Here is a 23,930-nt window from a genome sequence, read left to right as displayed (position 1 = left end):
AATGGCGCGAGAGGCTGCCGCTGGATTTGTGTCGCGAGCCCGCGCAGTGGCGCGGGGATTGTCGCGTCATGTCCGAACAGCGCCCTTGCTGGCGGCCTGTTTCCTGATTGGCCTCGCGGCCCCGGCCCGGGCGGCCGATCCGATCAGGGGCGAGGCGACGTTTTCCGCCGGCGGCGGCTTTGCCCGTCTCGTCATCAAGCTCGGCGAGGACGTTCCGTCCGAGGTGACGACCGCAGGCTCCATCCTCGTGATCCGCTTCGACCGGCCGGTCGACGTTCCCGTCGACCGAATTCCGGAAGGTGCGCCCGATTACGTCAACTCCGCCCGCCGCGACCCGGACGGGAGTGCGATCCGCCTGTCGCTGGCGCGGCGCGTCACCGTCAACACCATGAACGCCGGGGAGCGCACCTTCGTCGACCTGCTGCCCGAAGGCTGGAAGGGACCGCCGCCGAGTCTGCCCATGGACGTGGTCAAGGAACTCGCCGAGCGCGCACGCGTGGCCGAGCGCGCGCTGCGCGCTCAGCGCGCCGCCGCCGAGGCCAGGAAGCGGCCGCAGATCCGCGTACGTGCCTCGGTGCAGCCGACGTTCGTGCGCTTCGTGTTCGAGATGCCCGACGGCGTCGGCGTCTCCTCCGTGCTCAACGAGCAGAAGCTCACGCTCGTCTTCAACGCCAACCTCAATTTCGACCTGGCGGACGCGGTCGTCGCGGCGCCGCCGAACGTCGCCTCGATCAAGCAGAAGGCCGACATCGACCAGACCAATGTCGAGATCGCGCTGATCGGCGATTCAGACGTGCATTCGTTCCGCGACGAGAAGAACTATGTCGTCGACGTCGCCTTCCAGCCCGAAAAGGGCAAGACGGCCGCGACGCCCGAGGCGGTGATCGCGCAGATGAAGCCCGCCGGTCACGGACCGGAGCCTGCGCCGGAAAAACCGGCGGCCGAGAAGCCGAAGGATCCCCGCATCGAGATCGCGCCGCCGACCTCGGAGACGATCGCGCGCGAAGCCAAGATCGACATCAGGCCCGAGGTGAAGCCGGAAGCGCCCGCCACGCTGCCGTCCACCGAGGCGCCGAAACCGGCGGCCGCTCCCGCGATCGAAGCTGCGCCTGCTCCGCAAGTGCCCAAGGACGCTGCGAAGCCGGCGCCGCCCGCTCCCGAAGCTGCGGCGGCGGTTGCCAAGCCGGCGCCGGCCGATGCGCCGAAAGAGGCCGCGAAGGAGCCGGTCAAGGAAGTTGTCAAGGCTGCGCTCGCGGCCCCGGACGCGCCGCCGGCCATCGCCGGCGTCGATGCGCGCCGCGACAGCGACGGCCTGCGCGTGACGTTCCCGCTTCAGGTCGCAACGCCGGCGGCGGCGTTCCGCCGCGGCGATACGGTATGGCTGGTGTTCGATACGCCGAAGCCGATCGATGTCGAGGCGATCCGCACCAAGGGCGGCGCGATGATCGGCGAGGTCGGCCGCATCCCGCTCGACAAGGGGCAGGCGGTGCGCATCCGTCTCACCCGTCCGCTGGTCTACTCGCTGACGAGCGAGGAGGTCGGCAAGGAGACCAACTGGCTGTTGACGCTCGCCGACAAGATCCAGGCGACGCCGCTGCCGCTGATGATGTCGCGCAACATCACCGATCCGGCGCTCGCCAACATCGCGATTCCCTTCGCCAATCCGGGCCTCCTGCACAAGCTCACCGACCCCGATGCCGGCGATACGCTCTACGTCGTCACCGCGCAGCGGCCGGTGCGCGGCTTCATCAAGCGGCAGGACCTCGTCGATCTCTCGCTCCTGGAATCCGCGCATGGCATCGCGATCCGGCCCAACTCCGACGAGGTCGGCGTCGAGGTCGGCTCCGACAAGGTGATTGTCGGCAAGAAGGGGGGATTGACGCTCTCGCCGGTGGACATCTCGGCCGAGCGGGCGCCGACCGCGGTGCGCCCGATCTTCAGCCCCGAAGGCTGGCGCAAGGGCCAGTCGGAAAACTTCATGGCGCGCCAGAGCGAGCTGCTGACGGCGATCTCGGCGGTCGAACCGGCGCTGCGTTCGCTGCCGCGGCTCGACCTCGCGCAGTTCTACATGTCGCGTGCCATGTATCACGAAGCCAAGGCCGTCACCGACGTGATGCTGAGCGATCCCCTCAACAAGGAGGAGAGCGGCGCGCTGATCATGCATGCGATCGCGAGCATCCTGATCGGCCGGCCGGCGCAGGGCCTGAAGGACCTCGCCAATCCCGTGATCGGCAACAGCCACGATTCCCAGCTCTGGAAGGCGCTCGCCTATGCGCGCCAGGGCAAATGGGCGGACGCGCGCGAGAAGTTCAAGAACGTCGAATTCGCCATCGCCTCTCTGCCACTCGACATCCAGCGCATCGTGACGATGGACGCGATGCGCGCCTCGCTCGAGGTGAAGGACTATGCCGGCGCCTCCAAGCGCCGCAGCGAGCTCGAGGTGGTCGGTGTCCCGCCTGAGGCTGCGCCCGGATTCGCCGTGCTGCGCGGCCGGCTCGCCGAGGCGCTCGGCCACGACAAGGATGCGCTGGACGACTACAAGTTCGCGGTCGCCTCGAGCGACCGGCAGGCTGCGGCCGAGGCCAAGCAGCTCGACGTCGCACTGCGTCAGAAGCGCGACGAGATCAGCAAGGAAGAGGCGCTACGCGAACTCGAGACGTTGTCGATGACCTGGCGCGGCGACACGACCGAGGTCAAGACGCTCCAGATGCTGTCGCAGCTGTATGCCGAGAACGGGCGTTACCGGGATGCGCTCACCGCCGCGCGCACCGCGACGAGGCTTCAGCCGAACGCCGAAGCTTCGCGTCAGGCTCAGGATCTCGCCTCCGAGCTGTTCACGCAGCTATTCCTTGGGCCGAAGGGCGACGAACTGCCGCCGGTCGAGGCGCTCGGGATGTTCTACGAGTTCCGCGAGCTGACGCCGATCGGCCGCCGCGGCGACGAGCTGATCCGCCGGCTCGCCGACCGTCTCGCCTCGATCGATCTGCTCGACCAGGCCGCCGAGCTCCTGCAATACCAGGTCGATCATCGCCTTGAAGGCGCGGCACGCGCCCAGGTCGCCGCGCGGCTTTCCATGATCTATCTCGCCAATCGCAAGCCCGACATGGCGATCACCGCGCTGCGCGCGAGCCGCATCAGCGATCTCTCCGGCGAGCTCCGGCAGCAGCGCCTGCTCCTGGAAGCGCGCGCACAGAGCGACGTCGGCCGTCACGATCTCGCGCTCGACATCGTCTCCAACGTCTCCGGGCGCGAAGTGCTCCGCCTTCGCTCCGACATCTTCTGGGCGGCGCGGCGCTGGCGCGAGTCCGCCGAGCAGATCGAACTCTATTACGGCGACCGGTTCCGCGACTTCAAACCGCTCAATGCGGTCGAGAAGAGCGACATCATCCGGGCCGCCGTCGGCTATGCGCTCGCGGACGACTCGATCGGCCTGTCGCGCTTCCGCGAGAAGTACGCGCCGCTGATGAGCGAGAGCGCCGACCGTCTCGCCTTCGACGTCGCGAGCAAGCCGGCCGCAGCCTCGAGCGCCGAATTCGCAGAGATCGCCAAGCTGGCTGCCAGCGTGGATACGCTCGACGGCTTCCTGCGCGAGATGAAGCAGCGCTTCCCAGACGCCACGGCGCGCGCGCCGGGCTCGCCGCAGGCCAAGGACGAGTCCGACCACACCGGCTCGCTGCCCACGATCCCGGTCGTGCGGCAGATCAAGATGACCCGGTAGAGGCCTCCCTTACCCCCCGTAGCTCTGCACCAGGCTCCCGGCGACCAGCGACCAGCCGTCGACCAGCACGAAGAAGATCAGCTTGAACGGCAGCGAGATCGTCGCCGGCGGCAGCATCATCATGCCCATCGACATCAGCACCGAGGCGACGACGAGGTCGATGATCAGGAAGGGGAGGAACAACAGGAAGCCGATCTCGAACGCGCGCTTCAGCTCGGAGATCATGAAGGCGGGAACGAGAATGCGTAAAGCGAGCTCGTCGGGGGTGGCCGGCGGCGGCTCGCCCGACAGATCCAGGAACAGCTTGAGGTCTTTCTCGCGCACGTTCTTCTGCATGAAGCCGCGCAAGGGGACGGAGGCGCGCTGGAGCGCGTCCTCGACGCCGATCTGGTTGGCGACAAGCGGGCGGATGCCGTCGTCGTAGGATTTTTGCAGGACCGGGCCCATCACGAAGAAGGTGAGGAACATCGCGAGCGCAATGATCACCGAGTTGGGCGGGGCGGTCGCGGTGCCCAACGCGGTGCGCAGCAGCGACAGCACCACCACGATGCGCGTGAACGACGTCATCATGATCAGGATCGACGGTGCGATCGACAGCACCGTGAGCAGCGCGATCAGCTGGATCGCGCGCTCGGTGACGCCGCCGCCGCCAGCGCCGCCGCCGAGATTGATGCTGATGTCCTGGGCATGCGCCGGCATCGCGAGCGATGCCGCGCCGATCAGGACAGAAAGGAAAAGAACTCTACGCGGGAGGGTCGGCAACCTCACGAAGACGGCTTCGGACGGCCGAGCAGGGAGGCCATCTCGTCTTCGAGATTTTCAAAGCTGGTCTTTTCCGCGGCCGGCTTCACTGCCGGGGCGGGTGGCGCCGGCGGCTCGCTGCGGGCCGCACGCGGGGGCGCGGCCGGCGGCTCCGGTGCGACTGGAGGCGCGGTCGTTTCGCCCGCCGGGCGGCGCAGCGCAGCCTCTAGCCGCTGCGCCATTTCGGCGAGATTCTGCTCGGCGCTCGAGGGTGCAGGGGCCGGTGCCGATGCCGGCGGCGGAACGGGCGGCGCCTGCGGCACGGGCGGAGGCGGCGTTGGTGCAGCGGCGCGCTCGGGGCGCACTGGCGGCATCTTCATCGGCTCACTCTGGCGCGGTGGACGCGGCATCAGCGGCGGTTCGCCGCGAGCGATGCGGGGCGGCAGGGGCTCGGGCCGAGGTTCGCGCTCGGGACGTGGCGCGATCGGCTCGGGTGTAAAGCCTCCCAGGGGCGGTTCGCCGCGACGTTCGGCCAGCGCAGGAGCAGGCCGGCGCACCTCGTCGGCGAAGGATGGGCGGGCGGGCCGCGGCGGCGGCTCGGGCATTTGCGGCTCAGGATGATCGAGCAGTTCCGGTCGCGGCGCCTCGTCGGCCCACCCGGCGAGGTCGGGCATGGGGGCGAGGCGCGGCGGCTCGGCGGCGTTGGGACGCTGCGGGAGCTGGTCGCGGCTGGGCGCGGCGCGAACGATATTGGGCTCGACGACGATGTCGGTGGGGCCGCCGATCATCAGGAGATGCTCGACATTGTCGCGCCGGACCAGCACCAGACGGCGCCGGCCATCGACCGCGGCGGCATCGATCACGGCGAGCCTCGGCATCCTGCCGCGCTGGGTGTTGGCGCCCAGCCGGCTGCTGCCGAATCGGCGAACCAGCCATGCAGCGACGCCGATCAACGCCAGAACGACGATGAACGCGACGATGAAGGTGATAGGGCTGCCTTGCATACTTGTCCCCGACAAATGGCGCTTTTCTCGTGCCCATGGTCAGATGCGCCAACCACCGGCGTACGATGCCCCAAGCTGCGATTTCTTAACGTTCCACGGCAAGTTTTGCCGTCCCCAACTCTTAATAACCCATGAATCGCCCGATCCAAAACGACTTCTTGCCCTGTGTACGCACCGCCAAACGGTTGGGTTAATGCCACTTTTCGAGGCGTAGAATCACGGGCGTGCAGAAATGGTGTGTCGCTCGGGGACATACATCGAGATCGTCCTTAACCAGCTGTTAACCATACAGGCGGCAAATTCTGCCTAGCTTCGGACCTCAAGGTCCGCAAGGGGCGGAAGGAGCCGCGACGATGTCCATCAACGACCTCCCGGTGCTGTCGGCGCTTCGCACCAAGATGCAGTGGCACCAGGAGCGCCAGCGCGTCCTGTCCGAGAACGTCTCCAATTCCGACACCCCCAGATTCCGGCCGCGCGATCTGGTCGAGCCGAAGTTCGACAGGACCGGCGCCGTCACGGGGGGCATGGGGCCGCTGGCCCTGACCCGTACCAGCGCCTCGCACATGACCTCATCAGGCGCCGCTTCCGCATTCGACCAGGACAAGAACGCCGGCTTTGAGACCCGCCCCGCGGGCAATGCCGTCAATCTCGAGGAGGAGATGATGAAGGCCGCCAGCAACCAGATGGACTATGCGGCGGCGACCTCGCTCTATTCGAAGAGCCTGCGCCTGCTCAAGACCGCGATCGGCAAGGCCTAGGCGTGATTCCGGAACCAGGAGAGCTAGAGGCGCATCATGGCGAATGACAGCAGCGACTTTGCCCGCTCGATGGCGATCGCCACCTCCGGCCTGCGCGCCCAGGCCGGGCGCATGCGGGTGATCTCGGAAAACATCGCGAATGCCGACTCGACGGCGCAGACCGCCGGCGGCGATCCCTATCGGCGCAAGGTTCCGACCTTCTCCTCCGCGCTCGACCGCACGCTCGACGCGCAGGTCGTCACTCTCGGCAGGATCAAGCCCGACCAGTCCAACTTCCGCGTCAAATACGAGCCGAACAATCCGGCTGCGGATACGAGCGGCAACGTCAAATATCCCAACGTGAACTCGGTGGTCGAGATGACCGACATGCGCGACGCGCAGCGGTCCTACGAAGCCAATCTCAACATCATCAGTGCGACGCGCCGGATGATCCAGCGCACGCTCGACATCCTCAAGAGCTGAACAGGACATCTGAGCCATGGCATCACCGACAATCGCCGCGAACGCCTACGCCAACCTTGCCCGCGTGCTGGAGAACAGCGGCGCCGGCAAGGGCAGCGAGCCGACCGGGCAATCCTTTGCTTCGCTGCTGAAGGACGCCGTCGGCAGCGTCATGGAGTCCGGACGCAAATCCGACGCGCAGACGGTGGCGATGGCCGCCGGCAAGGCCAACGTGATGGATGTGGTGACGGCGGTCGCAGACACCGACGTGGCAGTGTCCACGCTGGTCTCGGTCCGCGACCGCGTGATCGCGGCGTATGAAGACATCTTGAAGATGCCGATCTGAATTGGGGGAGTGGCGAGTAGGGAGTGGGGGCGTTTTCCATTCGCCATTCGCTGCTCGCGATTCGTTTCCCTCTAGTCATCAACGAACAGCGGAACTGCCAAATGACCGGACCTGAGACCCTCGACGTCGCGCGCGATGCGATCTGGACCATCGTGATCGTGTCCTCGCCGCTGATGGTGGTCGGCCTCGTGGTCGGCGTCATCGTATCGCTGTTCCAGGCGCTGACGCAGATCCAGGAGCAGACGCTGATCTACGTGCCGAAGATACTGGCCATCTTCGCCACGATGCTACTGGCGCTGCCGTTCATGGCCGACGCGCTCCACGCCCACATGATGCGTATATCGTCGCGAATCATCGGCGGCTAAGGCAAGATGCGTAGATCATGCGCATCGACGTCTCGCTGCTGCCGGCGCTCGCCGCTTCCTTCATGCTCGCCTTCGCCCGGGTCGGCGCGATGGTGATGCTGCTGCCAGGGCTGGGCGAGACCAACATCCCGACGCGGATAAAGCTGTCGATCGCGCTGCTGCTCACGCTGATCATCCTGCCGCTGCATCGAAACGCCTACCATGTCGACATGGGCTCGCTCGCGCCGCTGCTGGTCCTGATGCTGCATGAGATCGCGATCGGTATCGTGCTGGGCGCGACCGCGCGCGTGACGCTGTCGGCGCTTCAGGTCGCCGGGGCCGTGATCGCACAGCAGATGGGGCTCGGTTTCGTCACGTCGGTCGATCCGACGCAGGGACAGCAGGGCGTGCTGGTCGGCAACTTCCTGACCATGCTCGGGGTGACGCTGCTGTTTGCCACCGACAGCCATCATCTGGTGATCGCGGCCCTGAACGACAGCTATACGATCTTCTCGCCGGGCGAGACCGTATCGAGCGGCGACATCGCCTCGCTGGCAACGCGTGCCTTCTCCGCCGCGTTCAGCCTCGGCTTGCAACTCTCGGGACCGTTCCTGGTGTTCGGCCTCGTCTTCAACATCGGGCTCGGCGTGCTGGCCCGGTTGATGCCGCAGATGCAGGTCTATTTCGTCGGCGTGCCGCTGTCGATCTTCGCAGGCTTCCTGGTGCTCGTCGTGGTGCTGACCGCGATGATGGGCACGTTTCTCGATTATTTCATCGGTGTCATGCACCAGATGATGCCGCTCAAGCAATAGGGATCGATCGATGGCGGAAGACAACGATCCCGAGAGTCAAACAGAAGACCCGACGCAAAAGCGCCTTGACGATGCGCTCGAACGCGGCGACGTGGCCAAGAGCCAGGAGATCAACACCTGGTTCATGATGGCGGGCGGCACCCTCGTGGTCTCGACCTTCTCGGGCTCGGTCGGCAGCGGGCTGCTGACGCCGATGCGCAACCTGCTCGCCAATTCCTGGATGATCAAGACCGACGGCAAGGCTCTGCTCGCGCTGATGCAGCAGATCGAATTCGTCGTGCTCGCGGCCGTCGGCGTGCCCCTCTTGATGCTGATGCTGGCGGCGATTGCCGGCAACATGCTCCAGCACCGCCTGGTGTGGTCGGCCGAATCCCTGAAACCCAAATTCAACAAGATTTCGCCCGGTGCCGGCTTCAAGCGCATCTTCGGCAAGCAGGCGGCCGCCAATTTTCTCAAAGGCATCGGCAAGCTGGTCCTGCTCGGTGCGATCATGACCATGGTCCTGTGGCCGGAGCGGCACCGCATGGAGGCGATGGTCCGGCTCGATCCGGCCGCCATGCTCGGCGCGACCACCAGCATGACCATTCATCTGCTCGGCGCGGTGGTCGCGGCGCTCGCGATCATCGCCATCGCCGATTATTTCTTCCAGTACCGAAGCTGGTTCCAGCGCCAGAAGATGTCGCTTCAGGAGATCAAGGAAGAATACAAGCAATCCGAAGGTGACCCGCACATCAAGGGCAAGATCAGGCAGTTGCGGCAGCAGCGCGCCAAGAAGCGCATGATGGCGGCGGTTCCCAAGGCCTCGGTGATCATCACCAACCCGACCCACTATTCGGTGGCGCTGTCCTACGAGCGCGGCATGTCGGCGCCGATCTGCGTCGCCAAGGGCGTCGACAACCTCGCCTTCAAGATCCGGGAGATCGCGCGCGAGCACGACATCCCGATCGTGGAGAACGTGCCGCTGGCCCGCGCGCTCTACGCCACGGTCGACATCGACCAGGAAATCCCGACCGAGCACTATCATGCGGTCGCCGAAGTCATCGGCTACGTCATGCGGCTGAGGCGCGGATTCAGCGCCGGGCGGGGATAAAACACCCGGAAAGTACCGGAAATGGCCCTAATCTGGGAATCAGCGTACCTTTCGCCCGTGCTGCCCTTGCACCCCTGGGTCCGATTCAGGCAGGGAGGACCCCACGCGCCCCGTAACGCGTTGATTCTCTGCCGACAGGCTGCGCCAGCTCGAGATGACTGCTGAGACCGACCACGACCTCACACGCGAGCCCGTTGCGGCGCACGAGCCGTCGCCGCGCTCGGGCAGCATTGCGCTGGTGCTGCTGGTGGCCGCCGGCCTCGTCGCGGTCGCCGTCGGGCTGATGACGCTCGGGCGCGCGCAGGCGCAGCCCTATATCCTCGGCACCCTCGCCGTCTTGGCGATGGTCGGCCTGTTCAACCTGTTCGCCTTCGCCGCCGGCATCATCCGCTTCGCGGACCGCAATCTCGATGATCCCATCATTGGCCGCATCTCCGATCACGCGTTCGACGGGCTCGCAGTCACCGATGCGCGCGGGCACGTGGTCTATTCCAATGCCGCCTATCTGACGCTGACCGGCGCCAGCGGCCCCCAGGACGTGCGTCCCGTCGAGCGCGTCTTCATCGGCAACCCCGACGTCTCCGAAGCGGTGTTCCGCCTGCTCAAGGCCGCCCGCGAAGGCAAGCGGCAGCAGGAGGAGGTGCGCATCTCCGGCCATGACGGCAGCCAGGGCCGCTGGCTGCGCATGCGGGTGCGCCCGCTCGGCACCGGAAAGCGCGAGGCGAAATACGCGGTGTGGTCGATCGCCGACATCACCCGCGACCGCGAGCGCCAGGAGGACGTGTTCCAGGAGCTCCAGCACGCGATCGAATATCTCGATCACGCGCCGTGCGGCTTCTTCTCGGTCAATCCGGCCGGAGAGCTCGCCTATGTCAATGCGACGCTGGCGAATTGGCTCGACTACGATCTCGCCGAGATCGGCTCGGGCGGCCTGAAGCTCACCGACATCGTCTCCGGCGACGGCGCCTCGCTGCTGACCTCGATCGTGGCGGTGCCGGGCGAGGTGAAGACCGAAGTCTTCGACATCGACCTGCGCATGCGCACCGGCAAGACCATGCCGGTGCGGCTCTATCACAAGCTCGCCTTCGGCGCCGACGGTGCGCCGGGGCCGTCGCGCACGCTCGTGATCAGCCGCGCCCGCGACGAGCGCAGCGACCCCGACCGCGCCGCCGAAGTGCGCTTCATGCGCTTCTTCGACCACACGCCGATGGCGATCGCGACCGTCGATCGCGCGGGCAATGTCGTGCGCGCCAATGCGCGCTATGCCAAGCTCGGGCAGGCGCTAGGGCTCGACAGCGCCAGCAAGTCGATCTTCCGCGCGGTCAGTTCGCGCGACCGGCACCTCTTGATCACGGCCATCAACCAGGCCGCCGAAGGCAAGGCCGACATCGCGCCGGTCGAGGTGGCGCTGGAAGGGGCCAAGGAGCGCTGGGGCCAGTTCTTCGTCACGCCGGTCGATACGGCCGAAAACGAGGCGGAAGCCGCCATCGTGCACATGCTCGAGACCACCGAGCGGCGCGCGCTGGAGAACCAGATCAACCAGTCCCAGAAGATGGAGACGGTCGGCCAGCTCGCCGGCGGCATCGCCCACGACTTCAACAACGTGCTGTCCGCCATCATGATGGCGAACGACTTCCTGCTGAACGCGCACAAGCCGACCGACCCGTCGTTCCAGGACATCATGCAGATCAAGCAGAACGCGACGCGCGCCGCGACCTTGGTGCGGCAGCTGCTCGCATTCTCGCGGCGCCAGACGCTGCGGCCGCAGGTGCTCGATCTCGGCGACGCGCTGTCCGATCTCACCATGCTGCTGCGCCGGCTGATCGGCGAGAAGGTCAAGCTCGACCTCGTCCACGGCCGCGACCTCTGGCCGGTGAAGGTCGACGTCTCCCAGTTCGAGCAGGTGATCGTCAACCTCGCGGTGAACGCGCGCGACGCCATGCCTGACGGCGGCAAGCTGATCATCCGCACCGCCAACATCGCCACCGAGGAGGCAGGCAAGCTCGCCTACAAGGGCATGCCGGCTGCGGATTATGTCCGGATCGAGGTCGCCGACACCGGCACCGGCATTCCCGCCGACATCCGCGACAAGATCTTCGAGCCGTTCTTCTCGACCAAGGAAGTGGGCAAGGGCACCGGCCTCGGGCTCTCCACCGTCTACGGCATCGTCAAGCAGACCGGCGGCTTCATCTATGTCGATTCCGAGCCGGGGCAGGGTACCTCGTTCCATATCTTCCTGCCGCGCCATCACGCCGAGCAGGACGCGCAGGCCGAGCAGCCCGCAGCCGCGATCAGCGCGACCGGCGGCACCGCGAAGGAAGCGGCGCCGGCTGAGGCCAAGCCGCGCACCGATCTCACCGGGCAGGGCACCATCCTGTTGGTCGAAGACGAAGAGGGCCTGCGCGCGCTCAACGCGCGCGGCCTGCGCTCGCGCGGCTACACCGTGGTCGAGGCCGAGAACGGCGTCGAGGCCATGGAGGTGCTGGAGGAGCAGAGCGGGGCCATCGATCTCGTCGTCTCCGACGTCGTCATGCCCGAGATGGACGGCCCGACGCTGCTGAAGGCGATGCGGGAGAAGAATCCCGAGATCAAGTTCATCTTCGTCTCCGGTTACGCCGAGGACGCCTTCGAGAAGAGCCTGCCCGAAGGCCAGCAGTTCGACTTCCTGCCGAAGCCTTTCACGCTCAGCCAGCTCGTTGCGGCGGTGAAGGAGACGATGACGAAGCAGGGGTGAGGAGCCTCAAAGCCGTCATCGTGAGGAGCCCTTGCGACGAAGCTATCGAGGCTGCTCCCTCGGAGGGCTTCTGGATTGCTTCCGCCGCGCTCCCAATGACGAGGAGAAAGCGGAATATTTGTCGCAATAGCGACGGTAACCGGCGACCTCGGTTCCCTCCCGCATCCCGTCAAGCCCCCGCCAAATATGGGCTTTTGCCACATCCCCGCGACTGAGGGCCGCAGCCGCTCGCTCCGAAACCGGCTTCACTTTTCGGGAAGTCTGCCCATCTTAAGCGCACGTCCCCATGCCGGGGATTTGGGAAACGAACATGACTTTCTCGCAACGCTCCCGCAGTCTCTTCAAGACGCTCGCCGTCGTGCTGGCGCTTGCGCTGCCGACCGCGCTGACGATCTCGTCCGCCGACGCCCGCGCCGGCGGCGGCTTCTCGTCGGGTTCGCGCGGCTCGCGCACCTATTCGGCGCCGCCGTCGACCACGACCGCGCCGGGCTCGACCTCGCAGTTCAACCGCACCTACGCCCAGCCGGGCGCAGGCATGAATTCGGCTGCTTCCGCGCCCGCGCGCGGCGGCCTGTTCGGCCGCGGCGGCGGTTTCCTGGGCGGCCTTGCGGCCGGCTTCCTCGGCGCCGGCCTGCTCGGCATGTTGTTCGGCGGCGGCCTGTTCGGCGGCCTCGGCGGACTGTCCTCGATCCTCGGCCTGATCATCCAGATCGCGCTTGTGGTGCTGGTGGTGCGGCTGGCGATGTCCTGGTGGCAGCGCCGCCACGCGCCTCGAACGGCCTATGCCAATGCTGACGCAGGTGCCGGTCCGGGACCGCAGGCGAACCAGCGCAGCGCTCTTGGCGGGCTCGGCGGTGGTCTTGGCGGCTTCGGCTTCGGCGGCAATGCCAACAACGCGCCGCTCGAGATCAAGCCGGACGACTATGAGGCGTTCGAGCGCCTGCTCGGCGATGTCCAGACCGCCTGGTCGAACGAGGACGTGGCCAAACTGCACACGCTCGCGACGCCGGAGATGGTTTCCTATTTCGAGCAGGACCTCGCCCAGAACCGCGCGCGCAACGTCGTCAACAAGGTGACCAACGTCAAGCTGCTGCAGGGCGACCTCGCGGAAGCCTGGCGGGAAGGCGAGACCGACTACGCCACGGTGGCGCTGCGCTTCGCGCTCTCCGACAAGACGGTCGACCGCAATACCGGCGCTGTCGTTGCCGGCAGCGAGCAGCCGGGCGAGGCCACCGAAGTCTGGACCTTCGCCCGACGGCCGGGCACCGGCTGGGAATTGTCGGCGATCCAGCAGGCCAGCTGATCGCTCGCGATTTGACAAGGAGGGGCGTCGTGCTCAGGCACGGCGCCCTTTTTCTTTGGGCCCACCGCTCTCTCCACGCGTCGCTGCGCCCGCAATGACGGAGTGATTAGCGGCAGGCGTCGCTGCGACGCTGACGGAACCTTGGGGCGAGTGCTACATTGGTTCCGTGCCCCCAAGCTGACGGACCTCTCCCATGAAATACGAGCTCTACTACTGGCCCGAGATCCAGGGCCGCGGCGAATATGTGCGGCTGGCGCTGGAGGAGGCGGGGGCCGCTTACGTCGATGTCGCGCGTGGTCCGCGCGGGACTGCTGCGATGATGAAGATGATGGACGCGCACAAGGGCACGCCGCCCTTTGCGCCGCCGTTCCTCAAAGCAGGCAAGCTCGTCATCGGTCAGACCGCCAACATCCTGCTCTATCTCGGCGGCCGCCATGGGCTTGCGCCGAAGACGGAACCCGGCAGGCTCTGGGTGCACCAGCTTCAGCTCACGATCACGGACTTCGTCGTCGAGATCCACGACACTCATCATCCGCTCGGACCCTCGCTCTATTATGAGGACCAGAAGGCACCGGCGAAGAAGCGCACGGCCGAGTTCTGGGAGGAGCGCGTGCCGAAATATCTCGGCTACTTCGAGCGGCTTCTCGACGGGGGCGGCGGCACCTATGTCGCCGGTCGCCGCCCGACTTACGTCGACCTCTCGCTATTCCAGATCGTCGACGGCCTGCGTTATGCCTTCCCCAGGCGCATGAAGGCGTTCGAGGCGGATGTCCCGGGCCTTGTCGGCCTGCACGACCGCATCGCCGCGCGGCCGAACATCAAGGCCTACCTCGAAAGCGAGCGCCGCATTCCCTTCAACGAGCAGGGCATCTTCCGCCGCTATCGCGAGCTCGACGGTTAGCCGGTCCGGGCGGGGACAATGATCTGTCCTCACCAGACGCCGGGTACAAGGCGGTAGCGCACCCGCGCCGCATAATCGGTATAGCCCGGCAGGCCGTCGCGCAGCGTGCGCTCCTCGATGGGAATGCGGACCGCGAGCAAGGCGATGAAGAGCGGCATCATCGCAAGTCCCCACCACGACCCCAGCAGCAACGGCACGCCGGCGAAGAACAGCACCATGCCGCTGTACATGGGATGACGGACATGGGCGTAGGGACCGGTCGAGATCACGTGCTGCGCGCGCTCGGTTTGCAGCTTCACCACGGGCGCGGCGAACGAGTTCTCGCGGAAGACCCACATGGTGAACAGTGTCGAGGCCAGGAACAGCGCGAGGCCGAGCGCCTGCAACGCAGTCGGCATGTCGGAGGGGTGAAAGCGCCGGTCAAGCCCCATCGCGACCAGCCAGGCCAGCATCGCGGCGACGAAGACGACCATGAACGTCTTGTCGGCGGCGGGCTGATCCTTTTGCAGGAGCGGCCGCAGACGTTCGGCGAGCAGCGCCGGATCGATCCGGTAGAGCCACCACCCGCAGAGCGGGCCGAGGAGCGCAGAGGTGACGAGGAACGTCCAGGCCGACGGCCAATGCAGTGTTCCGGCGCACGCGAACAGCAGCGCGCCCATTGCGACGACGAAGATCGTGTTCTGCAACAGCAGGCGTGCGATCATGCGCAGGTCCCGGATGAACGGCGCATGATTGGTGCGGCTATCCGGCAAAGATGCGGCCGGACGCGCGAAAGGCCCGATCGACCGGATCGGGCGCTTCAGCTTTGGCAGGCCTGATCAGGCAAGCTGATCGATCCGCGTGCCCTGACCCGGCGGCAGCGGCGCGGGCGGTTGCGGCTTGAAGGTCGGATCCTCGTCCTTGGCCTTGGTCTGCTCGTCCTGCTGCTTGCTCGTGTCGTAGTTAGGGACCACGATCGCGATCGGCGGCGGCGCTACGGTGGAAACCTTCATCCGCAAATCCTCACATATGGAAACAATTCAGCCTGCCCTGCGAGGAGCGAAATTTCCTTCAAGGCAATCGCTAAAATGCGAGGGATTTGGTGCGGTGGGATGGGCCGCTTTTGCAGCGTCACGTGCCCGTCTGCGTGAAACGACGGGACCTCTCCTCGTCATTGCGAAGCAATCCAAACTGCCTCTGCGGAGAGATTTCCGGGTTGCGTCCGCCTTGGCCAAGGCTTCGGCGGACAAGTCGCTTCGCTTGCAATGACGGAGCACGTGGCGAGCTGCGTCACGCCACATGAGCATCGTATCCGCAGCAAGTACGGGGCTGCGCCCCGCCTATTCGTCCTTGCCGCGGGTGATGGCGATGGAAGCATCGGTCTTGGTGCGGGTGCATTCCATGTTGAGCCGGCGATAGCGCATGCTGACCTTGTCGCCGCGCAACAGGCCCATCCGCTTCAGGCAGCGTGTCGCGCCCGTCGTCGTGTCGTCCTTCGTCACGGTGAAGACGATCGCGGCCATCGATCCCACCAGCGCATAGAACTCCGGCTTGGGCTTGCGATCACCTTTGGCATAGAGCTCGATCGAGTACTTGTCGCCGCGGCAGGCGACGGACAGCTCCTTGGCCGCCGGGTGCGTCATGTAGACGACGTTGGCCGCCCGGAAATTCACCTTCAGGCGATCGACCTGGTTTGCAAGCTCCTTGGCGCTGTCGTCGCAGCGGTCGGCGCGCGCTGGTGAGGCGAGGGCCACAAGGCCGGCGATGGCGGCGGCGACCGTGATCGCGCCGCGAATGTTCAGTCTGAAAGTCATGATGAAAAGCCCCTTAGGGCGCGCATTCAACCGTCCTCGCGGGCGAAGCGCAAGGGCGGGCAGGGGCATTTCCACGAGCTGTGCCAATGCCTTCCGGCCCTGGCCTGCCGCTCCCATGCGCACCGCTCCCTTTCTTTTCTGGCCGAAATGCGCTTAGAACCCTTCTATGCCGAGAGGCCCGCGAGGCCCCAAAAACCCGAGATCTGCCCCATGAACGCTCCCACCGCCTTTCCCGACCAGTCCAAGCCCGTTCCGCCCTACAAGCACACCCCGCTGTTCCCGCTGGGCAAGGACGAGACGCCCTATAAGAAGATTTCGTCCGAGGGCGTCAGGGTCGAGAAGGTCCTCGGCAAGGACATGCTGGTGGTATCGCGCGAGGCGCTGCGGACGCTGTCGGAGGCGGCTTTTGGCGACATCAATCATTACCTGCGGCCTGGTCATCTGAAGCAGCTCCGCGCGATCCTGGAGGACAGCGAGGCGAGCCCGAACGACAAGTTCGTTGCGCTCGACTTCCTGAAGAACGCCAACATCGCGGCCGGCGGCGTGCTGCCGATGTGCCAGGACACCGGCACCGCGATCATCATGGGCAAGAAGGGCTGCAACGTCATCACCGACGGTGACGACGAGGCCGCGCTGTCGGAAGGCGCGCGCGACGCGTATCTCCGCCGCAATCTGCGTTACTCGCAGGTCGCGCCGCTCTCGATGTACGAGGAGAAGAACACCGCCAACAACATGCCGGCGCAGTGCGAGATCTACGCGGAGGGCGACGACGCCTACAAGTTCATGTTCATGGCGAAGGGCGGCGGCAGTGCGAACAAGAGCTTTCTGTTCCAGGCGACGCCCTCGGTGCTGACCAAGGACCGGCTGCTCGCTTTCCTCAAGGAGAAGATCCTCACGCTCGGCACCGCGGCGTGCCCGCCCTATCACCTCGCCATCGTGATCGGCGGCACCTCGGCCGAGCTGTGCATGAAGACGGTGAAGCTCGCCTCCGCCCGCTATCTCGATGCGCTGCCGACCCACGGCTCGCCCGACGGCAACGCCTTCCGCGACGTCGAGATGGAGAAGGAAATCCACAAGATGACGCAGTCGCTCGGCGTCGGCGCGCAGTTCGGCGGAAAGTATTTCTGCCACGACGTGCGCGTGATCCGTATGCCGCGCCACGGCGCTTCGCTGCCGATCGGGCTTGGCGTGTCCTGCTCGGCCGACCGCCAGGTGTTGGGCAAGATCACCAAGGACGGCGTCTATCTCGAGGAGCTCGAGCATAATCCGGCGCAGTACCTGCCGCAGGTCGAGCAGTCGCTCGGCGGCGAGGTCGTCAAGATCGACCTCAACCAGCCGATGAAGGACATCCTGGCGACGTTCTCGAAACATCCGATCAAGACCCGCGTCTCGATGACCGGCACCATGATCGTCGCGCGCGATAGCGCGCATGCCAAGCTGCGCGAGCGGCTGGAGAAGGGCGAGCCGCTGCCGGACTATTTCAAGAACCATCCGGTCTATTATGCCGGCCCCGCCAAGACGCCCGAGGGCTATGCCTCCGGCGCGTTCGGTCCGACCACTGCGGGCCGCATGGATTCCTTCGTCGACCAGTTCCAGGCCGCCGGCGGCTCGATGGTGATGGTGGCGAAGGGCAACCGCGCTCCCGCCGTGCGCGAGGCCTGCAAGAAATATGGCGGCTTCTATCTCGGCTCGATCGGCGGCGCCGCCGCGAACCTCGCCGAGCACTGCATCAAGAAGGTCGAGGTGCTCGAATATCCCGAGCTCGGCATGGAAGCCATCTGGCGCATCGAAGTCGTCGATTTCCCGGCGTTCATCATCATCGACGACAAGGGCAACGACTTCTTCAAGGAGTTGAATTTGGGTTAACCGGCTTTACATCGCCGCGCACGCGCGCAGTGATGTTGCATGTACCTTCGCAGGAAACCGTCATGCCCGGGCTTGTCCCGGACATCCACGTTCCTCGTGCCGCGAACAAGGCGTGGATGGCCGGGACAAGCCCGGAAGCTTCCGCGGCCCTAACTGCAATTCGTGACCTGGTTGGAGCAGAGCGCGCGCCACCAGCCGCGGACGCCGTCGTGGCTCTCGACGAGGCCCCAGAGGCCGCTGCACGCGAAGATGCGCTTCGGGCCGCCGTCGGTGTCGAGCGCGCCGCCGAGCTCGCGTTGCGCCGGCATCCATTTGGCATCGACGAAGGGCGCCTGGAACAGCCCGCCCATGCGCGTGGCGCCATTGGCATAGGCTGCACCCACCTTGTTGGAGGCGACCCAGCCGCGCCCGGCATAGGGCTTTGGCGCGCTGCGCGGATATCTCTTGTCGTCCTCGTAGTCCTTGCCCGGCGGTTTGGCGCCCTCGATCAGAAACCAGCCATCCTTGAAACCGATGATGCGGAACTCGGTGAGCCAGCCGCCCGCGGGCGTGTTCTCGCTGCCGCCGAGCTTCAGCCGATAGGGCGGCGGCAATGTGCCGAGCACACGCGCCTTTACCGACGGCTCGGCGCGCACATTGAGGCCGCTCGGGTCCTTGTCGATGGACCAGGCGCCGAGAGCGCAGGGCTCGGTGCCTTCGGGCAGGCTGGCGCGCTTGGCGGCGAGTTCGGCGTGCAACTGTGCGAAATCGGTGTCGTCGTTATCAGGATCGGGCCCGGTGCGTGGCTTCAACTCCGCCGAGACCGCGCGTGTCGCATCCGCCGTCAGCATGACCACGAGGGCCTGACGCGCAGCGAACACGCTCGTGGGCGTCTTCGGATCGTTCGATGTCGCGGGATCAACGGCGAGATAACCGGTCGAGCCATCGGTCCGATAAGCGGTGCCGGCCACAAAGCCTGGCGGCATCATGGCGAGCGCGCTTGCGCGCCACGCCGGTTCGGTGTCTTCCGCGTGCGCCACCACCGATGCTGCGACACAGAGGATCGTCGCCGCTACGAGGCGGATGTTGGGCATGTGCCGAAGCCGCGGTGTTACGCCCGTACGCCCGTAAACGGAAAGCTGCCCATCGGGCCGATGCCCATCTCGCCGCTCATGCTGTCGCCGGAGACCTTTCCGATGAACTCAAGCGTCAACGGCATCGGATTGGTGATGGAAACCTTCCAGTTGACGGCGTCGCCACTGATGGTGCCGTCGAAGATCTCTGCGGTGTTGCCCTCTGCGCCCTGCGTGCCCGTCAGCGTGCCGCCGGAACTCAGCAGGGTCAGCGTCGCCTGGCGCTCGCCCATCGGCGTCGTCATCGTCAGATTCCAGTTGCCGTCTACGGCCATTCCCGTCTCCCGAGCAGATTTCGGCGGTCCGCGACGATCCGCGGCCGTCCTGAGCGAGGCTATAGCCCAACTCGCAGTTCCTGCCTAACGCTCCGATAGGGCATTTAGGCGCGGGCGGCGGCACGCCGGCGGCTGGTGACGATGAGGCGCAGAACGACGTATTGAACGGCAAAGGCCAGGATCTTGCCGCCGCCTGCGACCACCGTGAGGTAGAACGCCCACAGCTTCAAATCGCCGGTCGATGCGACAGCGATCATGCCGGCGCCGATGACGAACATCAGCATGGCCCAGGCATAGCCCGCAGCCGTCACATATTCCGGAACGGTCTCGGTGACGATCGGCGGCATGTAGCGCAGCATCCAGCCGCGTTTGAGCATGATGAGGCCGATCGCGAAATGCGCGATCGCGGGCTTCGCCAGCATGAAGCGGGGATCATTGGTCAGCAATGTGATCGCGCCCAATCCGACGACGAGCGCGAGGCTCGCATATGTCATGTAGTTGAGCTGCTGTCCCTTGATGCGGGCGTAGATCACTTGTGCGAACGCGCCGGCGATCGCCACCGACGTCGCCAGGATGACGTTGTCGGTGATGAGATAGACGACCAGGAAGACGATGGCGGAGAAGAGGTCGGAGGCGAGGCGGGCGAATACGTCCTTCATCGTCAGTCCTGTTCAGCGTGCGCTGAGCAATGCGCGGGCAGGCGTACCGTACTTGATCCGGCAATACTCGGGATACCACTTTGTGAAGTAAATCGCACTGTTCCGGGCGGCAAAAGCAACCGCAAGGCTCGACCAGAGCGGCAGGCCGGGGGCGTAGAGCAGCACGAGATTGGCGGCCGTCATCAACAGCGCGGCTGCCGTCCACGCGGCAGTGATGATGTAATTGGCGCGGAGAAAGCCGGGCATCGCCGCGGTCTCGGTCGGCACGGATTCGAGCGCATATTGCAGCGTGAACGGGCGGCGGATCAGCATCGAGCCCAGCGAGATGACGAAGATGCCGACATCGACCGACAGCTTGACGCCGAGCGTGCCGAGCGCGGGATCGATCAACGCAAGGTAAAGGCCGATCGCTGCGAATACGATCGCCGAGCCCGCGGAGAGGATTTTCACGGAGCGGCCGCGCGCGACATCGATCGCGACCGTGCCGAGGCAGATCGCGGAAGCCGCGAACACGCTTGAAGTGGCCGAGGTCACCAGCATCAGAAAGGTGAAGGCGCCGTAGGGCGCAAGGATCCCGAAAATCGTCATGGGTCGCCTCGGTCAAGCCGATCTTGACATTGTAAAGATTAGTAGGTCAGGAGCGAAGCCGGGTCAAGCAAAATCTTTACAGTGTCAAAATGACGTAGGCGACCTCCAAAAAGTGAAGTACTGCAACAATTTGGTCGGAAAATTCGTCAGCTAGCTCCGCCCATGGCAGGCGCGACAGGATCGGCAGCGCAGAGACGATGAGAAGGCCGGCGGCGAGCAGGATGCCGCCGTTGAAGATGGCATGGCTGCTCCGCCGTAGCCGGATCATCCGGAGTGCGAGCGTGATGCAGGCGAGGGCGAGGATGGCGAAGCAGCCCGTGGTGATCGAGGGCATGTGCATGGGAAACTCCTCTTCTCGTCATTCCGGGCGACGACAAGCGTGAACTGGGTAGCGCGATTGCGCAGCTGAGAATTCATGCGGCGGCAGAATGTGCGGTTGAAATGGATCTCGGGTTCCGAATGACGACTACGCCGCGCCCACCCAATTGCCGTGAAAGCCGTCGGGCACACGGTGCCCGAGCTGGACGAGCGCGACCGGGCCGGTCTCGACATCGGTGGCGTTGAACACGGCGAGGTCGCTGCGGTTCTCGCGCGCCCGCCAGATCACCGCCAGCAGCCAGCCGTCGCCCTCGGCCGCATCCTTCGATCGCTCGACGAATACCGGTTCGGAGATGGTGTCGCCGGCCGGCAGCAGATAATGGCCGAGCCTTCGGCCGTTGCCGTCGACATGCACGAGGCCTGACAACGCGCCGAACATCGGCAGTTTTGGATTGGCGCAGGCGTACCAGCCATTGCGGTTTTTCAGTCCGGCGCGGCGGTCGTCGATGCGGGGAAATTCGCCGGTGAGATCGTCCAGGTACGTCTGCTGGAAGCGGTCGGTATTGCCTGCGAGATCGAACGTCCAGCGGCAGTGGCGGGCCCGCGACTTCTCCGGATCGGTAGGACGGCCATCGGGATGCGGAAACAGCGGCGCTTCCTCAAACTGCATGACGTCGGCGACGATGCGGTGACCGTCTTCCCACGCATTCATGACGTGGAAGACGTAACAGGCCTCGCTGCGAAACCAGACGATGTCGTTGGCGGTGCCGCTGCGCTTCATCACGCCGACATAGGCGCCCTTGTCCGGCTCCCAGGCGTAGGGCGGCCGTCCGCTCATCGCGCGCTCCATGCTGCCCGTGATCGGGAGGATCGGAAACAGCACATGGTCTTCGGTGACGATGAAGTCGTGCACCATGCTGGCATAGGGCGCCTCGAAGCGCTCGAAGCGCGTCGCCTTGCCGGATGCGTCGATCGATCCGCAGGAGAGGGCAGGCGTCAACGGTCCCGCGGCATTGTAGCCGAAGAACACCAGTTCGCCGGTGACGGGATCGACCTTCGGATGCGCGGTAAAACTGCCGGCGACGCGGCCCTGATAGTTGTGATAGCCGCGCGTCGCCAGCGTGCCTGGCTCGATCTCCGTCGGCAGGTGAGCTTCTTCCAGCGCGAGCAGTTTGCCGGCATGGAAGACGATGTTGGTGTTGGCGACGCCGCCGTCGGTGAGGTTGGCCGGTGCATCCGGCAGCTTGCGGCCGAAGCCGCCGAACAGCGCCCGGCCGGCATCGTGCTCGGCGAGCCATTTCGGCGTGCGGATCCAGCGGTTGCGATATCCGGCACGTCCGTTTTCGAGATGGAAGGCGTGCAGCATGCCGTCGCCCACGAACCAGTGCGCGCCGGGCGATTCGAACTGCGGATTGGGACCGTTGCGGTAGAGCGTGCCGTTCAGCTCGCGCGGCAATTCGCCGATGATCTTCAGGAAAGGCGCGTCGGCTTCGAACGGGATCGGTGCGATGTTGCTGTATCGCTCGGCGACCTGCTGCACGGCGTATCCTCCTGATCTTTACATCGTAAAGATTAAATAGTGCCAAATGCCGTTCCGGTCAAGCGAAATCTTTACACTGTCAATATTGCGTCATATAGCTTGTCCCATGGGCAAGAGCGAAACCGCGCCTAACCCGCGCACTTCGAAAAAAGCATCGTCGGCCGCGAAGGCGCCGGCGCGTCCCGCACGGCGGCCGGCGGCTGCGAGGACCGAGACGCCCTATCATCATGGTGCCCTGCGCGAGGCGCTGCTCGAGGCCGCCGAACGGGTGCTCGAGCGCGACGGGCTCGCCGGCCTGACATTGCGCGCGGTGGCGCGCGAGGCGGGCGTCTCGCATGCCGCGCCCACTCATCATTTCGGCGATCTCACGGGGCTTCTCAGCGAGCTCGCCGCCATCGGCTTCCGCCAGTTCAACGCCGCGATGGCGTCGGCCTGCGATGCCGCCACAACGCCGCTCGAACGCGCGCTGGCGAGGCCGAAAGCCTACATTGCCTATGCGCAGGCGCATCCCGGCATGTACGGCATCATGTTCCGCACCGAGCGGCTCGACTATTCGAGACCCTCGCTGCACGAGGCCGCCGAAGCCTCCTTCGCGGGGCTTGCCAATGCGATCGGCATGATGCGGCAGGAGCAGATCAGCGAAGACGCGCTGACGCTGAACCAGGGCGCGGCGATCGCGCGCGCCTGGTCGCTGGTGCACGGCTTCACCATGCTGCTGCTGGATGGACGGCTTGAGGACATTCTCGAGCGGATGCCCGAGGGGACGACGGCAGAGCGGCTGCTCGAGGCGATGCTGACGGCGCCCTTGGCCCCGAACCTTCCCGTGTAGCGGCTGTTTGCGCCCGCCAAGGCTTACCGCATCGTGGCCAGTTCGACGGCGCGGCCCCGCGTGCCGATGATCTTCACCTCATCCTTGCCGCAAGCGAAGCTGCGGGCGAAATCGTCGGCGGCCTTGCGCGCGAGCTCATTGGCGGCCGGGTTGGCGATCGCGTCGACATAGGCGACGTGGCAGACCGGGCCCGGCGGCAGCCGGGTCACGACCAGCAGGGCCTTGGTGTTCGGCCGTCCCTGCCTGTCGGGATCGGTGTTGTCCGCGATGTGCCAGCGCTGGATGATCGCAAACGGCTTTGCACCGGCAGTGCGCCATTCGACGGTGCTCTCTGATGAATTGAACGGCGCGAACCAGACGTTGGCTGCCGGTTCCTCCGCCGCTTGCTTGCGATTGCGGCCGACGGAGACGATTTCGCGCAGATCATCCTCGGCGATCAGCACCACGAGCCCGTCCTTGCCCGGACACACCCGCGTGGTGCTGCCGTCGAGGTCGCTGGGCTTGCCGATCTGGCGGCAATCTTTTGGTGCTGCCGAGGTGTAGGTGCTGCTCACGGATTGGGCGTCAGCGCTGTTCAGGCCGATGCAAATCGTCAAAACAGCCAAGCCTATGCCGGTCATGCGGTTCATGTGACGCTTTGATTCAGTGGGAACTCCGTACCATCAGACGTCTTGATTGTGGGCAAGGTTCAAACAGGGTCGGGATATACCTGACAGCGGCGCGGAATCGTTCTAGAAGAGCGGCTTCGCTTTAGGCCG

24 protein-coding genes are annotated in these 23,930 nt (G+C 65.7%); 12 read left to right on the top strand and 12 right to left on the bottom strand.

The features are described 5' to 3' along the window. The first annotated feature begins 1 nt into the window (after position 1). On the top strand, positions 2-3,718 hold the full coding sequence (locus ACSHT2_RS10380; RefSeq protein WP_440642812.1) for a tetratricopeptide repeat protein: 3,717 nt from the start codon (positions 2-4) through the stop codon (positions 3,716-3,718). 9 nt (positions 3,719-3,727) lie between these two features. Here the strand turns inward: ACSHT2_RS10380 and fliP are convergent, their stop codons facing one another. Further along, entirely contained in the window at positions 3,728-4,486 is a 759-nt protein-coding gene (gene fliP, locus ACSHT2_RS10375; protein ID WP_440641481.1) for a flagellar type III secretion system pore protein FliP, read from the bottom strand. Next, the gene (locus ACSHT2_RS10370) at positions 4,483-5,463 is read right to left on the bottom strand and encodes a flagellar biosynthetic protein FliO (RefSeq protein ID WP_440641480.1); all 981 of its coding nucleotides are present in this window, start codon (positions 5,461-5,463) and stop codon (positions 4,483-4,485) included. Before ACSHT2_RS10370 ends, fliP begins: the two co-directional genes overlap by 4 nt. Before the next feature lie 353 nt (positions 5,464-5,816). Between ACSHT2_RS10370 and flgB the strand changes: the two genes are divergently transcribed. The 9 genes from flgB to ACSHT2_RS10325 all read left to right on the top strand — a co-directional run bounded on the left by flgB (position 5,817) and on the right by ACSHT2_RS10325 (position 14,192). After that, entirely contained in the window at positions 5,817-6,221 is a 405-nt protein-coding gene (gene flgB, locus ACSHT2_RS10365; RefSeq protein ID WP_440641479.1) for a flagellar basal body rod protein FlgB, read from the top strand. A gap of 36 nt (positions 6,222-6,257) precedes the next feature. Next, entirely contained in the window at positions 6,258-6,683 is a 426-nt protein-coding gene (flgC, locus tag ACSHT2_RS10360) for a flagellar basal body rod protein FlgC (RefSeq protein WP_319329714.1), read from the top strand. Between the two features lie 16 nt (positions 6,684-6,699). Further along, positions 6,700-7,008, top strand: coding sequence for a flagellar hook-basal body complex protein FliE (fliE, locus tag ACSHT2_RS10355; RefSeq protein ID WP_319329711.1), 309 nt, complete (start codon positions 6,700-6,702; stop codon positions 7,006-7,008). Between the two features lie 101 nt (positions 7,009-7,109). Beyond that, positions 7,110-7,373 carry a flagellar biosynthesis protein FliQ gene (gene fliQ, locus ACSHT2_RS10350; RefSeq protein ID WP_440641478.1) on the top strand — a complete coding sequence of 88 codons (264 nt, stop codon included), beginning with the start codon at positions 7,110-7,112 and terminating at the stop codon, positions 7,371-7,373. 17 nt (positions 7,374-7,390) lie between these two features. Next, positions 7,391-8,164, top strand: coding sequence for a flagellar biosynthetic protein FliR (gene fliR / locus ACSHT2_RS10345; protein WP_440641477.1), 774 nt, complete (start codon positions 7,391-7,393; stop codon positions 8,162-8,164). 10 nt (positions 8,165-8,174) lie between these two features. Next, entirely contained in the window at positions 8,175-9,254 is a 1,080-nt protein-coding gene (gene flhB / locus ACSHT2_RS10340; protein WP_440641476.1) for a flagellar biosynthesis protein FlhB, read from the top strand. Between the two features lie 154 nt (positions 9,255-9,408). Next, on the top strand, positions 9,409-11,988 hold the full coding sequence (cckA, locus tag ACSHT2_RS10335) for a cell cycle histidine kinase CckA (RefSeq protein ID WP_440641475.1): 2,580 nt from the start codon (positions 9,409-9,411) through the stop codon (positions 11,986-11,988). A 286-nt stretch (positions 11,989-12,274) separates the two neighbouring features. Further along, positions 12,275-13,291 (top strand): Tim44 domain-containing protein, encoded by a 1,017-nt coding sequence (locus tag ACSHT2_RS10330; protein ID WP_440641474.1) that lies wholly within the window; start codon positions 12,275-12,277, stop codon positions 13,289-13,291. A 193-nt stretch (positions 13,292-13,484) separates the two neighbouring features. Then, positions 13,485-14,192, top strand: coding sequence for a glutathione S-transferase (locus tag ACSHT2_RS10325; RefSeq protein ID WP_440641473.1), 708 nt, complete (start codon positions 13,485-13,487; stop codon positions 14,190-14,192). A gap of 29 nt (positions 14,193-14,221) precedes the next feature. Here ACSHT2_RS10325 and ACSHT2_RS10320 read toward each other — a convergent pair whose 3' ends face one another. The 3 genes from ACSHT2_RS10320 to ACSHT2_RS10310 all read right to left on the bottom strand — a co-directional run bounded on the left by ACSHT2_RS10320 (position 14,222) and on the right by ACSHT2_RS10310 (position 15,985). Continuing rightward, the gene (locus tag ACSHT2_RS10320) at positions 14,222-14,896 is read right to left on the bottom strand and encodes a methyltransferase family protein (protein WP_440641472.1); all 675 of its coding nucleotides are present in this window, start codon (positions 14,894-14,896) and stop codon (positions 14,222-14,224) included. A gap of 114 nt (positions 14,897-15,010) precedes the next feature. Further along, positions 15,011-15,184 carry a hypothetical protein gene (locus ACSHT2_RS10315; RefSeq protein ID WP_440641471.1) on the bottom strand — a complete coding sequence of 58 codons (174 nt, stop codon included), beginning with the start codon at positions 15,182-15,184 and terminating at the stop codon, positions 15,011-15,013. 327 nt (positions 15,185-15,511) lie between these two features. Beyond that, a complete protein-coding gene (locus tag ACSHT2_RS10310; RefSeq protein ID WP_440641470.1) occupies positions 15,512-15,985 on the bottom strand; it encodes a hypothetical protein in 474 nt (157 codons plus the stop codon). A 210-nt stretch (positions 15,986-16,195) separates the two neighbouring features. Between ACSHT2_RS10310 and ACSHT2_RS10305 the strand changes: the two genes are divergently transcribed. After that, the gene (locus ACSHT2_RS10305) at positions 16,196-17,851 is read left to right on the top strand and encodes a fumarate hydratase (protein ID WP_440641469.1); all 1,656 of its coding nucleotides are present in this window, start codon (positions 16,196-16,198) and stop codon (positions 17,849-17,851) included. 149 nt (positions 17,852-18,000) lie between these two features. Here ACSHT2_RS10305 and ACSHT2_RS10300 read toward each other — a convergent pair whose 3' ends face one another. The 6 genes from ACSHT2_RS10300 to ACSHT2_RS10275 all read right to left on the bottom strand — a co-directional run bounded on the left by ACSHT2_RS10300 (position 18,001) and on the right by ACSHT2_RS10275 (position 22,343). Continuing rightward, positions 18,001-18,924 (bottom strand): SH3 domain-containing protein, encoded by a 924-nt coding sequence (locus ACSHT2_RS10300; protein WP_440641468.1) that lies wholly within the window; start codon positions 18,922-18,924, stop codon positions 18,001-18,003. A 17-nt stretch (positions 18,925-18,941) separates the two neighbouring features. Next, positions 18,942-19,238 carry a hypothetical protein gene (locus ACSHT2_RS10295; protein ID WP_028181202.1) on the bottom strand — a complete coding sequence of 99 codons (297 nt, stop codon included), beginning with the start codon at positions 19,236-19,238 and terminating at the stop codon, positions 18,942-18,944. Positions 19,239-19,342: 104 nt separating this feature from the next. Next, entirely contained in the window at positions 19,343-19,897 is a 555-nt protein-coding gene (locus ACSHT2_RS10290; protein ID WP_440641467.1) for an inner membrane-spanning protein YciB, read from the bottom strand. Between the two features lie 12 nt (positions 19,898-19,909). Further along, positions 19,910-20,485, bottom strand: coding sequence for a hypothetical protein (locus tag ACSHT2_RS10285; protein WP_440641466.1), 576 nt, complete (start codon positions 20,483-20,485; stop codon positions 19,910-19,912). Positions 20,486-20,561: 76 nt separating this feature from the next. After that, the gene (locus ACSHT2_RS10280; RefSeq protein WP_440641465.1) at positions 20,562-20,825 is read right to left on the bottom strand and encodes a hypothetical protein; all 264 of its coding nucleotides are present in this window, start codon (positions 20,823-20,825) and stop codon (positions 20,562-20,564) included. 126 nt (positions 20,826-20,951) lie between these two features. Continuing rightward, positions 20,952-22,343 carry a carotenoid oxygenase family protein gene (locus tag ACSHT2_RS10275; protein WP_440641464.1) on the bottom strand — a complete coding sequence of 464 codons (1,392 nt, stop codon included), beginning with the start codon at positions 22,341-22,343 and terminating at the stop codon, positions 20,952-20,954. 106 nt (positions 22,344-22,449) lie between these two features. Here ACSHT2_RS10275 and ACSHT2_RS10270 point away from each other — a divergent pair, with 106 nt between their 5' ends. Further along, positions 22,450-23,172, top strand: coding sequence for a TetR/AcrR family transcriptional regulator (locus ACSHT2_RS10270; RefSeq protein WP_440641463.1), 723 nt, complete (start codon positions 22,450-22,452; stop codon positions 23,170-23,172). A 23-nt stretch (positions 23,173-23,195) separates the two neighbouring features. Here ACSHT2_RS10270 and ACSHT2_RS10265 read toward each other — a convergent pair whose 3' ends face one another. Further along, positions 23,196-23,801: a hypothetical protein gene (locus ACSHT2_RS10265; RefSeq protein WP_440641462.1), complete on the bottom strand. Its 606-nt coding sequence runs from the start codon at positions 23,799-23,801 to the stop codon at positions 23,196-23,198. Between the last annotated feature and the right edge of the window lie 129 nt (positions 23,802-23,930).

The organism is Bradyrhizobium sp. PUT101 (genome assembly GCF_052043945.1).
Taxonomy (GTDB): domain Bacteria; phylum Pseudomonadota; class Alphaproteobacteria; order Rhizobiales; family Xanthobacteraceae; genus Bradyrhizobium.
The sequence above is the reverse complement of the archived record's forward strand: the minus strand, read 5'-3'. Positions and strand labels throughout refer to the sequence as shown.